This is a genomic window from Micromonospora palomenae (assembly GCF_007829925.1).
Taxonomy (GTDB): Bacteria; Actinomycetota; Actinomycetes; order Mycobacteriales; family Micromonosporaceae; genus Micromonospora; species Micromonospora purpureochromogenes.
Genome location: NZ_VIXA01000006.1, coordinates 159329 through 173168, shown reverse-complemented (window position 1 = coordinate 173168; position 13840 = coordinate 159329). Strand labels below are relative to the sequence as shown.

General features: G+C 75.2%; 18 protein-coding genes. 15 read left to right on the top strand and 3 right to left on the bottom strand.

Annotated elements, in window-relative coordinates; genetic code table 11:
• The first annotated feature begins 17 nt into the window (after positions 1-17).
• From FHX75_RS29570 to FHX75_RS32140, 3 genes are all read left to right on the top strand, one after another.
• Entirely contained in the window at positions 18-953 is a 936-nt protein-coding gene (locus FHX75_RS29570; protein WP_246158819.1) for a hypothetical protein, read from the top strand.
• Positions 954-1030: 77 nt separating this feature from the next.
• Positions 1031-2563 (top strand): MinD/ParA family ATP-binding protein, encoded by a 1533-nt coding sequence (locus FHX75_RS29565; protein WP_154943855.1) that lies wholly within the window; start codon positions 1031-1033, stop codon positions 2561-2563.
• A 56-nt stretch (positions 2564-2619) separates the two neighbouring features.
• Positions 2620-3531: a DUF2567 domain-containing protein gene (locus tag FHX75_RS32140; RefSeq protein ID WP_154943853.1), complete on the top strand. Its 912-nt coding sequence runs from the start codon at positions 2620-2622 to the stop codon at positions 3529-3531.
• Here FHX75_RS32140 and FHX75_RS29555 read toward each other — a convergent pair.
• Positions 3446-4144 (bottom strand): LON peptidase substrate-binding domain-containing protein, encoded by a 699-nt coding sequence (locus FHX75_RS29555; protein WP_154943851.1) that lies wholly within the window; start codon positions 4142-4144, stop codon positions 3446-3448. The two genes, FHX75_RS32140 and FHX75_RS29555, sit on opposite strands and share 86 nt — an antisense overlap.
• A 107-nt stretch (positions 4145-4251) precedes the next feature.
• Here FHX75_RS29555 and hisD point away from each other — a divergent pair, with 107 nt between their 5' ends.
• From hisD to hisF, 12 genes are all read left to right on the top strand, one after another.
• Entirely contained in the window at positions 4252-5574 is a 1323-nt protein-coding gene (gene hisD, locus FHX75_RS29550) for a histidinol dehydrogenase (RefSeq protein WP_154943849.1), read from the top strand.
• Positions 5571-6659, top strand: a complete 1089-nt coding sequence (locus tag FHX75_RS29545; protein WP_154943847.1) for a histidinol-phosphate transaminase — start codon at positions 5571-5573, stop codon at positions 6657-6659. Before hisD ends, FHX75_RS29545 begins: the two co-directional genes overlap by 4 nt.
• Before the next feature lie 37 nt (positions 6660-6696).
• Complete coding sequence (hisB, locus tag FHX75_RS29540; protein ID WP_154943845.1) at positions 6697-7308, top strand: imidazoleglycerol-phosphate dehydratase HisB; 612 nt, start codon at positions 6697-6699, stop codon at positions 7306-7308.
• A gap of 58 nt (positions 7309-7366) precedes the next feature.
• On the top strand, positions 7367-7537 hold the full coding sequence (locus FHX75_RS31055; protein ID WP_170285505.1) for a hypothetical protein: 171 nt from the start codon (positions 7367-7369) through the stop codon (positions 7535-7537).
• Positions 7537-8163 (top strand): imidazole glycerol phosphate synthase subunit HisH, encoded by a 627-nt coding sequence (hisH, locus tag FHX75_RS29535; RefSeq protein WP_154943844.1) that lies wholly within the window; start codon positions 7537-7539, stop codon positions 8161-8163. Before FHX75_RS31055 ends, hisH begins: the two co-directional genes overlap by 1 nt.
• 63 nt (positions 8164-8226) lie before the next feature.
• Complete coding sequence (locus tag FHX75_RS29530) at positions 8227-8550, top strand: hypothetical protein (protein ID WP_154943842.1); 324 nt, start codon at positions 8227-8229, stop codon at positions 8548-8550.
• A gap of 16 nt (positions 8551-8566) precedes the next feature.
• Positions 8567-9292 carry a bifunctional 1-(5-phosphoribosyl)-5-((5-phosphoribosylamino)methylideneamino)imidazole-4-carboxamide isomerase/phosphoribosylanthranilate isomerase PriA gene (gene priA / locus FHX75_RS29525; protein WP_154943840.1) on the top strand — a complete coding sequence of 242 codons (726 nt, stop codon included), beginning with the start codon at positions 8567-8569 and terminating at the stop codon, positions 9290-9292.
• Complete coding sequence (locus FHX75_RS29520; protein ID WP_154943838.1) at positions 9289-9678, top strand: RidA family protein; 390 nt, start codon at positions 9289-9291, stop codon at positions 9676-9678. The genes priA and FHX75_RS29520 overlap by 4 nt, the downstream gene beginning before the upstream one ends.
• Before the next feature lie 93 nt (positions 9679-9771).
• On the top strand, positions 9772-10215 hold the full coding sequence (locus tag FHX75_RS29515; RefSeq protein ID WP_154943836.1) for a MarR family winged helix-turn-helix transcriptional regulator: 444 nt from the start codon (positions 9772-9774) through the stop codon (positions 10213-10215).
• 2 nt (positions 10216-10217) lie between these two features.
• Positions 10218-10649, top strand: a complete 432-nt coding sequence (locus FHX75_RS29510; protein ID WP_154943938.1) for an organic hydroperoxide resistance protein — start codon at positions 10218-10220, stop codon at positions 10647-10649.
• A 41-nt stretch (positions 10650-10690) separates the two neighbouring features.
• Positions 10691-11689, top strand: coding sequence for an NADP-dependent oxidoreductase (locus tag FHX75_RS29505; protein WP_154943834.1), 999 nt, complete (start codon positions 10691-10693; stop codon positions 11687-11689).
• 71 nt (positions 11690-11760) lie between these two features.
• Complete coding sequence (hisF, locus tag FHX75_RS29500) at positions 11761-12528, top strand: imidazole glycerol phosphate synthase subunit HisF (protein ID WP_154943832.1); 768 nt, start codon at positions 11761-11763, stop codon at positions 12526-12528.
• A gap of 123 nt (positions 12529-12651) precedes the next feature.
• Here the strand turns inward: hisF and FHX75_RS29495 are convergent, their stop codons facing one another.
• Entirely contained in the window at positions 12652-13110 is a 459-nt protein-coding gene (locus FHX75_RS29495) for a hypothetical protein (RefSeq protein ID WP_154943830.1), read from the bottom strand.
• A 57-nt stretch (positions 13111-13167) separates the two neighbouring features.
• Positions 13168-13821: a membrane protein YczE gene (yczE, locus tag FHX75_RS29490; protein WP_154943829.1), complete on the bottom strand. Its 654-nt coding sequence runs from the start codon at positions 13819-13821 to the stop codon at positions 13168-13170.
• Between the last annotated feature and the right edge of the window lie 19 nt (positions 13822-13840).

Sequence of the window (13840 nt, the reverse complement as noted above, 5' to 3'; positions counted from 1 at the left end):
ACAGGGGGCCCGCGCCGGTGAGCGCCGCCGCACCGCCACCGGCCGACCGGCCGACACCGCCGGTGGGCCGGCCCGGCCGTGCCCGGCCGCGCTGGCTGACCTCGGCCGCGCTCGCCGCGGTGGGGGCGGTGCTGCTCACCGCCGGCTGGGCGGGGCGCCGGGAGGAGCCGGTCGGCGACCGCACGGTCGGCGAGGTCACCCGGGTCGGGGTGCGGCCCGGCGACCGGATTCCCGAGTACGTGCGCGCCGCCGCGGCCGAACTGGCCGCGTTGCCGCCGTCCGAGTCGCCGTCCGGGACGTACGCGTTGGTCTCGTTCACCGGCTACCTCGCGCCGGCGCAGTTGCCCGGCGTGCTCGCCGACGCGCCGGCCTCCGAGGTGGTGACGCGGGTGCCGCTGCCCGACCGGCAGACCGAGGTGGTCCGCCTGGCGGCGCAGCTGCTGCCGCAGGACGTCGTCGCCGGGATGGCGGCGGTGGCCGACCGCAAGGACCGGGAGACCGCCGACCAGCGCGCCCGCGCCGCCGGCACCGGCGACGGCGAGCTGCGCCGGGTGTACGCCACCGGCGCGGAGGTCGCCGCGCGGGAGGCGCGGGCGTACCGGACGGGGTGCGCGTGCGTCTACGCGGCGGTGGTGCGCGCCGACCCCGCCGTGCTGCGGAAGCTGGCCGGCCGGCCCGGGGTGCGGGCGGTGGACCCGGCCCCGGAGCTGCGCCGGCTGGACCGGGCGGTGGTCCTGCCGCCGCTGCCCGAACAGCGGGACGTGGTGCGGCCGCCGGCCGACACCGCGCTGGACTTCCCGTCGGTGGGCGTTCCGTCGGTGGGCGTTTCGTCGGAACAAGCACGGGACGTGATCGATCCCTCACCCGGCGGATCGGCCGGCTCGCGGGCGCCCACACCGCCTCCGACCTCGCCGGACACCGGCGGTGGGGGTGGACCGGCGCCGGGCGGGTGAGGATTGCCCATGGGGGATGTGCGGGGACAGGTGTGGTCCGAATAGGGTTTCGTTCGTAGCCTGTCAGGCGGAGATCGATGGCGCGGGGAGGGCGAGCCTTGGACGGCACCGAGACCGGCTGGGGCCGGTCGGCCGAACCGGCACCGCGATGGCGGGCCTTGCTCGACCGCGCCCGGCTCGGCGGTCGCGCCGGCGAGCCGGCGGAGGCCGACCCGCGCCCCGAGGAGCCGCCACCGGCGCGCGAGGCGCTGCCCCGGCGCGGGCCGGGCACCGGCTGGTCCGGCCGGGCCTCGGCCGCCGTGCCGCCCGTCGAGCCCCGGTACGGCGCCGACCCCGGCTACCGGGCCGAGGCGACCTACCGGGTCGACCCGGCGTACCGGGTGGAGCCGTCGTACCAGCCCGAGCCGTCGTACCAGCCGGAGCCGTCGTACCAGCCCGAGCCGTCGTACCGGAGTGAGCCGGGGTACCCGCCGGAGCCGGCCTACCGGGCCGAGCCCGGCTATCCGCCCGAGCCGACGGCGGAGTCCCGCTACGCGTTGCTGGACAACGGCTACCGGCACGAGCCGCCGCCGGTCGAGTCGCGGTACGCCCCGCTGCTCGACGACGCCTACCGACCCGGTTACGCCCCGGCCGAGCCGGCGTACCCGCCGCAGCCGTCGTACCGGCCCGAGCCGACCTATCCGCCGGAGCCGGCCGTGCCCGCCGAGCCGGCGTACCCGCCGGCGGTGACCGCCGACCGGGGCTATGCGCCGGCGCGGATCGAGCCGGCCCGGATCGAGTGGCGCCCGCAGGCCCCGCAGGACGAGCAGGAGCGGGCCGCCGCCGTGCTGCGCCGCGACCTCGGCACGCCCCGGGTGCTCGCCTTCGCCAACCCCAAGGGCGGGGTGCACAAGACCACCGCCACCGTGCTCGCCGCGGCCACCGTCGGCAGCGTCCGCGGCCGGGGCGTGCTGGCCTGGGACGACAACGAGCTGCGCGGCACCCTCGGGCTGCGCGCCGGCAGCGCCCGGCACGCCCGGACGATCCGGCACCTGATCAGCGACCTGGCGCACATCGAGATCCGCGAGGGCGCCGAGTTGCTGGAGTCCCTCGACGACTACCTGCGGCACGCCTCCGACGGCTCGTACGACGTGCTGGCCGGCGAGGAGAGCCCCCGGTTCGCCCAGCGGCTGGACCAGTTCACCGTCAAGCGGGTGCTGGAGCTGCTGCGCCGCACCCACGACGTGGTCTGCGTGGACACCGGCAACAACGTGGAGAGCGCCAACTGGCGCACCGTCATGCACGCCGCCGATCAGCTGGTGGTGACCACCGTGCCGCGCGAGGACGCCGCGTTCAGCGCGGACTGGATGCTGGACCTGCTGCACGAGGAGGGGATGGGGGAGCTGGCCGACAACGCGGTCACCCTGATCTCCTGCCCGACGCCCGGCCGCTCCCAGCTCCAGGACGACCTGGAACGGCACTTCGCCACCCGCACCCGGGCCGTCGCCGTGGTGCCGTACGACCCGGCGCTGGAGACCGGCTCCTCGATCGAGTACCACCAGCTCCAGCCGGATACCCGGCAGGCGTGGCTGCGCGCCGCCGCGGTGATGCTGGAGCCGTTCGCCCGCTGAGGGGGTGTCCGGCCACCGGCGCCCCGCGTCACCGCCCCGCCTGAGAGGATCATCGGGTGAGCCCGGACACCCCCGATCCGCACCGGTCCGTCGACCGTCCCGACGAGCCGGACTGTGCCGCCGCGCCCGCCGGCCCCGCCCCGCCGGCCCGCTCGGTGAACGACGGCTGGACGCCGCTCTCCGGCAGTCCCGACGTCGGATCGCGGCTTGGCGAGCCGGGCCCGGTCGAGCCGGCCACACCGGGCGGTGACCCCTGGTCGCAGCCGGGCGGACCGGGACCGGCCGCGTCGTGGCCCCCGGCGTACGCCGGCCTCCCGGAGCAGCCGGCCGACCGGCCCCGCCGGCCCGTCGCGGCGACCCTCGCCACCGTGCTCGCGCTGACCGTGCTGGGCGTGCCGCTCGGGCTGCTCTGGGCCGCCGTGGCCCCGGACACCCCGGTGCTCAAGACCGCCGAGGGCGCCATCTACGCCCAGCCGCAGCCGGAGCAGCCGATTGCCGCCGACGGCTGGTTCAGCCTGCTCGGGCTCGGCTTCGGGCTGCTCGCCGCGGTCGGGCTCTGGGTCGTGCTGCGCCGCCGCCGCGGCCCCGCCGTGCTGACCGGGGCGGCGTTCGGCGCGCTCGGCGCCGCGCTGGTCGCCTGGCAGGTCGGCCGCCGGGTCGGGCTCTCCGGCTACCAGCGGCTGCTGGAGAACGCCCCGGACGGCACCGCCTTCACCAAGCCGGCCGACCTGCGCGCCGGCGGGATCGAGTGGCTGTTCGGGTTCCTGCCGGTGCCCTTCGGGGACGTGCTGCTGCCGGCGTTCGCCGCGGCCGTGACGTACACCCTGCTGGCCGGCTGGTCGCGCTGGCCGTCGCTGCGCCCGGAGCCGGAGCCCGGCGGCCTCAGTTGGGGGCCGGGGGCGACGCCAGCTCCGACAGCGGCACCGGAACCGCCCGCACCTGGCGCAGCAGAGCCGCCTCGCGGTTGAGCAGCCGCAGCTCGGCGCGGAGCCGGGTGGCGGTGTCGTCGATGGCGAGCAGTCGCTGGCGGTCCGCCACGGTGAGCGCGGCCGTCGCGGCGACCAGGTGGGACAGCACGGTCGGGTCCTCCGGCAGCTGCTCGGAGATCTCCTCGGGATCGGGCCGGATCAGCCCCAGGTACTGCCGGAAGACCGCGATCACCCGGGCCGCGAGCAGTTCGGCGATCTCGTCGGTGCCGCTCGGCTCGGGCAGCCACTCGACCCGCGCGGTCAGGTACGGCGCGGAGGAGCGGTCCACGTCGGCGATCCGGAACCGTCGCCGGCCCACCGTGACGATGTCGAAGCCGCCGTCGTCGAGCTCGGTGACCTGCCGCAGCTCGGCGGTGCACCCCACCTCGTGCAGCGTCACGTCACCGCCGCCGGGGGTCGACCGGCCGGGCGCCGGGGCGACCTCCCAGCCGGCCTGGATCGCCACCACGCCGAACTCGCGCGGCGCCCCCTCGGGCAGCCCGACCAGGTGGCGCACCAGGGCGCGGTAGCGCTCCTCGAATATGTGCAGCGGCAGCACGAGTCCGGGAAAGAGCACCGTTGCGAGCGGGAACACCGGCAGCCGCGCAGTCACGCGTCCGAGCCTAGCCCGACCGGCCGCCCGCGGCGTGGCTCGGCTCACGCCTCCCGCGGTACGGGCGGCGCGGAAAGATCCCGCCGAAGCCGCCTAGACTCGCAAGGGTGTTGAATCGGATCGACCTGCGCGGCGGTGTCCGTGACCCGCGCCGCCTGCTGCCCCGTGCCCAGCTCGACGTCTCCGTGGCCGTCGAGCGGATCCGCCCGCTCGTGGAGGCGGTCCGGGAGCATGGGTACCCGGCGATCCGGGAGGCCAGCGAGCGGTTCGACGGGGTCTCCCCGGCGGTGCTGCGGGTGCCGGCCGAGGCGATCGCCGAGGCCGAGGGGACGCTCGACCCGCAGGTGCGCGCCGCGCTGCTGGAGTCGATCGCGCGCGCCCGCCGGGTGCACGCCGACCAGCGACGCACCGACCACACCACCCAGGTCGTCGCCGGCGGCACGGTGACCGAGCGCTGGGTGCCGGTCGACCGGGTGGGCCTCTACGTCCCCGGTGGCCTGGCGATGTACCCGTCGACCGTGGTGATGAACGTGGTCCCCGCCCAAGCGGCCGGGGTGCGCTCGCTGGTGGTGGCCAGCCCGCCGCAGCAGGACAACGGCGGCCTGCCCGACGCGCGGGTGCTGGCGGCCTGCGCGTTGCTCGGCGTCGACGAGGTGTACGCCGTGGGCGGCGCCCAGGCGGTGGCGATGCTGGCGTACGGCGCGGCGGTCGACGCCGAGGGCAGCGCGCACTGCGACCCGGTCGACATGATCACCGGTCCGGGCAACATCTGGGTCACCGCCGCCAAGCGGCTGCTGCGCGGCGTGGTCGGCATCGACGCCGAGGCCGGCCCGACCGAGATCGCCATCCTGGCCGACGACACCGCCGACCCGGCGCACGTCGCCGCCGACCTGATCAGCCAGGCCGAGCACGATCCCCTCGCCGCCAGCGTGCTGGTCACCCCGTCGGTCGAGCTGGCCGAGGCGGTCGAGCGGGAGCTGGCCCGGCAGGTGCCGGCGACCAAGCACGCCGAGCGGGTGAGCACCGCGCTCAGTGGTGAGCAGAGCGGCGTGGTCCTGGTGGACGACCTCGACGCCGGGCTGCGGGTGGTGGACGCGTACGCGGCCGAGCACCTGGAGATCCAGACCGTGGACGCCCGCGCCTGGGCGATGCGGGTCCGCAACGCCGGCGCGATCTTCGTCGGCGCCTGGTCGCCGGTGTCGCTCGGCGACTACTGCGCCGGCTCCAACCACGTGCTGCCCACCGGTGGCTGCGCCCGGCACTCCTCGGGACTGTCGGTGCAGTCCTTCCTGCGCGGCATCCACCTCGTGGAATACACCGAGGACGCGCTGCGCGAGGTGGCCCCGCACGTGGTGACGCTGGCCAACGTGGAGGACCTGCCGGCGCACGGCCAGGCCGTCGCGGCCCGCTTCCCCGGGGGGCCGGCGTGACCACCCTGGACGACCTGCCGCTCCGCGACGACCTGCGGGGCCTGCGGCCGTACGGGGCGCCGCAGCTCGACGTGGCGGTGCGGCTGAACACCAACGAGAACTCGTACCCGGTGCCCGAGCCGGTGGTCGAGGCGATCGGCAAGGCCCTCGCGGCGGAGCTGCGCGACCTCAACCGGTACCCGGACCGGGACGCGGTGGCGCTCCGCGCCGACCTGGCGGCGTACCTCGGTCACGGGCTGACCGTCGAGCAGGTCTGGGCGGCCAACGGCTCCAACGAGATCCAGCAGCAGCTGCTCCAGGCGTTCGGCGGCCCGGGGCGCACCGCGCTCGGCTTCACCCCGGCGTACTCGATGCACCCGCTGCTGGCGCTGGGCACCGGCACCGGCTGGGTGCCGGGGGTCCGGGGCGTCGACTTCGGGCTGACCGTCGACGACGCGGTGGCCCAGGTGCGCGAGCACCGGCCGGACGTGGTCTTCCTCTGCTCGCCGAACAACCCCACCGGCACCGCGCTGGACCCGGCGGTGGTCGCCGCGGTGCTCGACGCCGCCCCCGGCATGGTGGTGGTCGACGAGGCGTACGCCGAGTTCGCCCGCCCCGGCACGGTCAGCGCGCTGGCCGTGCTGCCCGGCCACCCGCGGCTGGTGGTCACCCGGACGATGAGCAAGGCGTTCGGCTTCGCCGGCGGCCGGCTGGGCTACCTGGCCGCCGACCCGGCGGTGGTGGCCGCCGTGCAGCTGGTCCGGCTGCCGTACCACCTCTCGGCGCTCACCCAGGCCGCCGCCCGGGCGGCGCTGGCGCACCGGGGCGCCCTGCTCGGCACCGTCGACGCGATCAAGGCCCAGCGCGACCGGATCGTCGCCGAGCTGCGCGCCCGCGGCCACCGGGTCGCCGACAGCGACGCCAACTTCGTGCTCTTCGAGGTGGCCGGCGACCAGGCGGTCGCCTGGCGCACCCTGCTCGACGCGGGCGTGCTGGTCCGCGACGTCGGCCTGCCCGGCTGGCTGCGGGTCACCGCCGGCACCCCCGCCGAGACCGACGCCTTCCTGACCGCAATGGAGAAGCTGAGATGGGAGCGCGAGGAGTGAGCTTGCGAGCCCCACAGTCGCGACCGAAAGGCAAGCAATGAGTCGCACCGCCCGGGTGGAGCGGATCACCAAGGAGACCAAGGTGCTGGTCGAGATCGACCTCGACGGCACCGGCCAGGCCGAGATCAGCACCGGCGTCGGCTTCTACGACCACATGCTGCACCAGATCGCCCGGCACGGCGGCTTCGACCTCACCGTGCGGACCGTCGGCGACCTGGAGATCGACGCCCACCACACGATGGAGGACACCGCGCTGGCCCTGGGCGCCGCCTTCGACCAGGCGCTGGGGGACAAGGCCGGCATCCGGCGCTACGGCTCGGCCACCGTGCCGATGGACGAGGTCCTCGTCCGGGCCGCCGTCGACCTCTCCGGCCGCCCGTACGTGCTGCACGACGAGCCGGCGCTCGCGCCGTACATCGGCCCGGTCTACCCCACCAGCATGACCCGGCACATCTGGGAGTCCTTCGGCCAGTCGGCCCGGATCACCCTGCACGTGGACGTGCTGCGGGCGGCCCGCCCCGGCGGCCACCCGGACGCCCACCACGTGGTGGAGGCGCAGTTCAAGGCGGTCTCCCGGGCGCTGCGCGAGGCCACCGCGATCGACCCGCGCTCGGCGGGCGTGGTGCCCAGCACGAAGGGTGCGCTCTGATGAGCGCGAGGAGTGCAGCGCAGCGGAGCCCCGCAGTCGCGAATGAAGGAGAGCTCTGATGGGGCCGGTGCTGCCGACGTTGCTGTTGATCCTGGCCGGCGTGCTGGTCGGCGGGACCTGGTCGTTGCACAAGCAGGGCGCGCCGCGCGGCGCGGTGGTCATCATGGCGTTGCTGGCCACGCTCGCCACCGTCGGCGGGGTGCTCTGGCTGCTTCCCGGGGAGGGTTGATGACCACCAGGATCGTGGTGCTGGACTACGGCTCGGGCAACCTGCGCTCGGCCGAGCGCGCCCTGGAGCGCGCCGGCGCCGAGGTGACCGTCACCGACGACCTGGCCGCCGCCGCCGACGCGGACGGCCTGGTGGTGCCGGGCGTGGGCGCCTTCGCCGCCTGCATGGCCGGGATCGAGGCGCTCGGCGCCGGCCCGGTGATCGCCGAGCGGGTCGCCGCCGGCCGGCCGGTGCTGGGCATCTGCGTCGGCATGCAGGTGCTCTTCGAGCACGGCGACGAGCACGGCGTGGTCACCAAGGGGCTCGGGCTGCTGCCCGGCGGGGTGACGAAGCTGCCCGCCGACCGGCTGCCGCACATGGGTTGGAACACGGTCGACGCGCCGGCCGGTTCGGTGCTCTTCGCCGGGCTGCCCGCCGACAGCCGGTTCTACTTCGTCCACTCGTACGGGGTGAACGACGTCGCCGGGCTGGCCGCCGCCGGTGCTATGGTCACCACCGCCCACCACGGCACCGACTTCGTCGCCGCGGTGGAGCGGGGCGCGCTGTCGGCCGCCCAGTTCCACCCGGAGAAGTCGGCCGACACCGGGGCCGCCCTCCTGCGCAACTGGCTGGCCACGGTTGGCTGAGGTGGCTGAGCCGGCCGGCCCGGCGCGGGGCACGGCGGCCGCCGGGGCACCGCGGGGCACGGCGTGAGCAAGGAGCGGGCCCGCCGCCGCGCCGTCCGGGAGGCCGAGGCCGCCCGGGAACGCGTCGTGCGCCAGCGCCGGCTGGCCCGCCGGCAGCGCACCCGCACGCTGGTACGCCGGCTGACGCCGCAGTGGCGGCGGGGTCGCACCGGCCGGCTGGGCCGCCGCAGCCGGGGGGAGCGGGCCGCGATCGTCGGCCTGAGCCTGGCCGCGCTGTTCGGGATCTGGACGTTCGTCGACGATCTGGCGTTGCGCCTGGTGCTGGTCGTCCTGCTGCTGCTGGTCCTGCCGGCGATCGTCGTGATCGCGCTGGACCGTCGGATCTGATGCGAGGAGAGAGAAGTTGAGCCTCACCCTGTTGCCCGCCGTGGACGTCGCCGACGGCCAGGCCGTCCGGCTCGTGCAGGGCGCCGCCGGCAGCGAGACCGGTTACGGCGACCCGCTGGAGGCCGCGCTGGCCTGGCAGGCCGACGGCGCCGAGTGGATCCACCTGGTCGACCTGGACGCGGCGTTCGGTCGGGGCTCCAACGCGCACCTGCTCGCCGAGGTGGTGCGGCAGCTCGACGTGAAGGTGGAGCTCTCCGGCGGCATCCGGGACGACGAGTCGTTGCAGGCGGCGCTGGGCACCGGGGCGGCCCGGGTGAACATCGGCACCGCCGCGCTGGAGGACCCGCAGTGGTGCGACCGGGTCTGCGGCGAGTACGGCGACCGCATCGCGATCGGGCTGGACGTGCGCGGTCGTACCCTCTCCGCCCGGGGCTGGACCCGCGACGGCGGTGACCTGTGGGAGGTGCTGGAGCGGCTGGACAAGGCGGGCGCCGCCCGGTACGTGGTGACCGACATCACCAAGGACGGCACCATGCGCGGGCCGAACCTGGACCTGCTGCGCGAGGTCTGCGCGCGCACCGACGCCCCGGTGATCGCCTCCGGTGGCGTGTCCACCCTGGACGACCTGCGGGCGCTGGCCACCCTCGAGCCGCTCGGGGTGGAGGGCGTGATCGCCGGCAAGGCGCTCTACGCCGGCGCGTTCACCGTGGCCCAGGCGCTGGAAACGCTGGCCGCCGCGTGACCGTCACCCGGTTGGGCTCGGGCGGCCCGTGGGAGGCCGTCTACGGCTACGCCCGGGTGGTCCGGGCGGGCGACCTGGCGTGGACGGCGGGCTGCACGTCGACCGTGGACGGTCGGGTGACGCACGTCGGCGACGCCGCGGCGCAGACCGCGCAGGCGCTGCGGATCGGGCTGGACGCGCTCGCCGAGGTGGGCGTTGAGCCGGGCGACGTGGTCCGGACCCGGATGTACGTGACCGACCGGAGCTACGCCGACGAGGTGGGCCGGGCGCACAACGCGGTGTTCGGGGCCGTCCGTCCGGCGGCGACGATGGTGGTGGTGGCCGGCCTGCTCGACCCCGACCAGCTGGTCGAGGTGGAGCTGGAGGCCTGGCTCGGCGAGCGCTGACCCCCGGTCGCCCCGCCCGGGCGGCCGGGTGGGCGCGGCCACATCCCGGCCAGATCGGTTGTGCGCAATTCAATCGTGGGCTACGGTTTGCCGGTGACCGATGATCTGGTGCTACGTCGACAGGTGTGCTTCGCGCTCTACGCCGCGTCGCGCGCCCTCACCGACGTCTACCGGCCCATCCTCGACGAGGTCGGCCTGACCTACCCGCAGTACCTGGTGCTGCTGGTGCTCTGGGAGCGCGAGGACGCCCCCACGGTCTCCGAGCTCGGCGCCGCGCTGCGGCTGGACTCCGGCACGCTCTCCCCGCTGCTCAAGCGGTTGGAGGCGGCGGGCCTGGTGGTCCGGTCCCGGTCGGCGCGCGACGAGCGACGGGTGGAGGTGGGGCTCACCGCCGACGGTCGGGCCCTGCGGCAGCGGATGGACGAGGTGCCGCTGCAGGTCGCCCGTGCCACCGGCCTCACCGAGGCCGAGCTGATCGCCCTGCGCGACACCCTCACCCGGGTCACCGAGACGATCCACCGACAGAAGGAGCAGTGACCATGCAGGTGCTCTACACCGCGTCCGCCCTCGCCAGCGGCGACGGCCGCGACGGCCACGTCCGCACCTCCGACGGCACCGTCGAGCTGGACCTGGCGGTCCCGAAGGAGATGGGCGGCGCCGGTGGCGCGGCCAACCCCGAGCAGCTCTTCGCCGCCGGCTACGCGGCCTGCTTCCACTCGGCGCTGCGCCTGGTCGCCCGCCGGGCCAAGGCCGACGTCTCCGGCTCGGTGGTCGAGGCCGAGGTCGGCATCGGCCCGAACGGCAGCGGCGGCTTCGGGCTGACCGTCGCCCTCCTGGTCGACCTGCCCGCCGTCGAGCGCACCGCCGCCGAGCAGCTGGTCGCGCAGGCCCACCAGGTCTGCCCGTACTCGAACGCGACCCGCGGCAACATCGAGGTCGCCCTCACCGTCCGCGAGGCCGCCGCGGCCTGAGCGCCGCCCGGCCCTTCTCCCGCGTACGAAAGGACGACCCCGTGAGCACCAACCGTGAGATCCACCTGGCCTCCCGCCCCCAGGGCTGGCCGACCGCCGACAACTTCCGCCTCGTCGAGACCGAGGTGCCGACGCCCGGCCCGGGCCAGATCGTGGTCCGCAACCAGTTCATGTCGGTCGACCCGTACATGCGGGGGCGGATGAACGACGTGAAGTCGTACGTCCCGCCGTTCCAGCTCGGGGCGCCGCTCGACGGCGGCGCGGTCGGCGAGGTCGTGGCCAGCGAGGCCGACGGCGTCAAGGTCGGCGACACCGTGCTGCACGGCCTCGGCTGGCGGGAGTACGCGCTGCTCGACGCCAAGGCCGCCCGCCCGGTCGACCCGACGATCGCGCCGGTGAGCGCGTACCTGAGCGTGCTCGGCATGACCGGTCTGACCGCGTACGCCGGGCTGCTCGACGTGGCCGGCATGAAGCCGGGGGAGAGCGTCTTCGTCTCCGCCGCCGCCGGTTCGGTGGGCAGCCTGGTCGGCCAGATCGCCAAGCTCAAGGGCGCCGGGCACGTGGTCGGCAGCGCCGGCTCGGCGGCCAAGGTCGAGCGGCTCAAGGCGCTCGGCTTCGACGCGGCCTTCGACTACCACGACGGACCGGTACGCGACTCGCTCAAGGCGGCCGCCCCCGACGGCATCGACGTCTACTTCGACAACGTCGGCGGCGACCACCTGGAGGCGGCGATCTCGGCGATGAAGCTGCACGGCCGGGCCGCCATCTGCGGCATGATCGCGCAATACAACGACACCCAGCCGCCGGCCGCCCCGCGCAACCTGGCGATGGTCATCGGCAAGCGGCTCACCCTGCGCGGCTTCCTCGTCGGTGACCACGGCAACCTGCGCGAGCAGTTCGTGCGGGACGTCTCCGGCTGGCTGCGCGACGGCAAGCTCACGTACGACGAGACGATCGTCGACGGCATCGAGAACGCCCCCGAGGCGTTCCTCGGCCTGCTGCGCGGCGAGAACCTGGGCAAGATGCTCGTCCGGGTGTGAGTCCCGACGCGGGGCGGTGGCCGGCCTCACAGGTCGGTCGCCGCCCCGTGCCCGTTGGATAGGCTCGCCACATGACGGTGGCGGTACGGGTGATTCCGTGTCTGGACGTGGACGCCGGGCGGGTGGTCAAGGGGGTCAACTTCCTCGACCTGCGCGACGCCGGCGACCCGGTGGAGCTGGCCGCGGCGTACGACCGGGCCGGCGCGGACGAGTTGACCTTCCTCGACGTCACCGCCTCCTCCAGCGACCGGGGGACCATGCTCGACGTGGTCCGGCGCACCGCGGAGTCGGTCTTCATCCCGCTGACCGTCGGCGGCGGCGTACGGCAGGTCGCCGACGTCGACACGCTGCTGCGGGCCGGCGCGGACAAGGTCGGGGTGAACACCGCCGCGATCGCCCGCCCCGAGCTGATCGCCGAGATCGCCGACCGGTTCGGCCGGCAGGTGCTGGTGCTCTCGCTGGACGTGCGCCGGGCTCCGGCGGGCACCACGCCTAGCGGGTTCGAGGTGACCACCCACGGCGGCCGCCGGGGCACCGGCCTGGACGCGGTCGAGTGGGCGCGGCGCGGTGCCGAGCTGGGGGCGGGGGAGATCCTGCTCAACTCGATGGACGCCGACGGCACCAAGGCCGGCTTCGACCTGGCGCTGATCCAGGCGGTCCGCGCGGTGGTGGACGTGCCGGTGGTGGCCAGCGGCGGCGCCGGCGAGGTGGCGCACTTCCCGCCGGCCATCGGCGCGGGCGCCGACGCGGTGCTCGCGGCGAGCGTCTTCCACTTCGGCGAGCTGACCGTCGGCGAGGTCAAGGACGCGCTGAAGGCCGCCGGCCACCCCATCCGCTGAGGCTCCCGGTCAAGGCGCACGTTCCGGTGTGAGCGTGATACCTCTCAGGTATCAATATGACTCTGAGGTATCACCCTCACCGACGTGGTGCCTTCCGCCGGCTCCACCTACGCAACCCGCGGCTCAGCGGCCGGTCCGCCCCTCGGGCGAGCGGCGCGGGGCCGGGATCGACCGGACGATGTACTCCTGGACGGCGGCGGCGTGGTCCTCCTCGGGCAGGTGCCACTCGGCGCTACCGGGGGTGTGCCGCCGGACCAGTACCCCCTGCACGGTGTCCACCGTGGTCCCCACGCCCGCGCTCGGCCGGGTGCGCCAGAGCCGCTCGCCGTCGGGGGTGATCCGGAACCAGCCGTCGGAGACGCTGACCAGTCCGGCGCCGGCCAGCCGGCGGACCGCCGCCTCGACGTCCTCCCGCTCCGGGATCGCCTGGTTGAGGTGCTCCGCGGTGGAGAGGACGTCGGTCAGCCGGACGCCCTCCGGGCGCCGGGTGTCCGCCGCGCGGCGGTGCCGTCCGGCGCCGCTCGCGATCACCAGTGACACGAAGATCCAGGCGTCGTTCCAGCGCCATCCGCTCTCCCCCATGCACGAATGATGCCCGGCGGGGTCGGCTGAGGAAACACCTACTTTCCCGGTGTGACGTCAGCGCAGCTCAGCGAGGGTGGCCACCGGGGTGTCCGGGGTGGACCGGGGCGGGACGGTGAACAGCGGGGTGAACAACTGGGCCAGCGGGCCGATGGCGAGGGCGTACGCGACGGTGCCGATGCCCGCCGTGCCGCCGAGCAGCCAGCCCAGGGCCAGCACGGTCACCTCGATGCCGGTGCGGACCAGCCGCACCGAGCTGCCCGGGCGCCGGGCGACCAGCCCGGTCATCAGGCCGTCGCGCGGGCCGGGGCCGAGGTCGGCGCCGAGGTAGAGGCCGGTCGCGACGCCGTTGGCGACGATGCCGGTGACCAGCAGGCCGATCCGCGCCGGCAGCGGCAGGCCCTCCGGGAGCAGCGCCACGGTGGCGTCCACGGCCAGGCCGATCACCACCACGTTGCTGACCGTGCCGAGCCCCGGCCGCTGCCGCAGCGGGATCCAGAGGAGCAGCACCACCGCGCCGACCACGATGCTCGCCGTGCCGACCGAGATGCCGGTCTGCCGGGACAGGCCCTGGTGGAAGACGTCCCACGGGTTCAGCCCGAGGCCGGAGCGGATCATCAGCGCCATGCTGACGCCGTAGAGGACCAGCCCGACGTAGAGCTGGGTGAGCCGCCGGACCGGCCGGTGCCGCAGATTGCCAATCGCTGCCATGCATGCCACCCTAAGTGCC

Excerpts from the sequence above, each read along its gene's own strand:
- FHX75_RS29510 (WP_154943938.1), top strand. The coding sequence starts at position 10,218 with ATGCAGGTGCTCTACACCGCGTCCGCCCTCGCCAGCGGCGACGGCCGC.
- yczE (WP_154943829.1), bottom strand. The coding sequence starts at position 13,821 with ATGGCAGCGATTGGCAATCTGCGGCACCGGCCGGTCCGGCGGCTCACC.
- FHX75_RS29565 (WP_154943855.1), top strand. The coding sequence starts at position 1,031 with ATGGCGCGGGGAGGGCGAGCCTTGGACGGCACCGAGACCGGCTGGGGC.
- FHX75_RS29495 (WP_154943830.1), bottom strand. The coding sequence starts at position 13,110 with ATGGGGGAGAGCGGATGGCGCTGGAACGACGCCTGGATCTTCGTGTCA.
- hisF (WP_154943832.1), top strand. The coding sequence starts at position 11,761 with ATGACGGTGGCGGTACGGGTGATTCCGTGTCTGGACGTGGACGCCGGG.
- FHX75_RS31055 (WP_170285505.1), top strand. The coding sequence starts at position 7,367 with ATGGGGCCGGTGCTGCCGACGTTGCTGTTGATCCTGGCCGGCGTGCTG.
- hisH (WP_154943844.1), top strand. The coding sequence starts at position 7,537 with ATGACCACCAGGATCGTGGTGCTGGACTACGGCTCGGGCAACCTGCGC.
- hisB (WP_154943845.1), top strand. The coding sequence starts at position 6,697 with ATGAGTCGCACCGCCCGGGTGGAGCGGATCACCAAGGAGACCAAGGTG.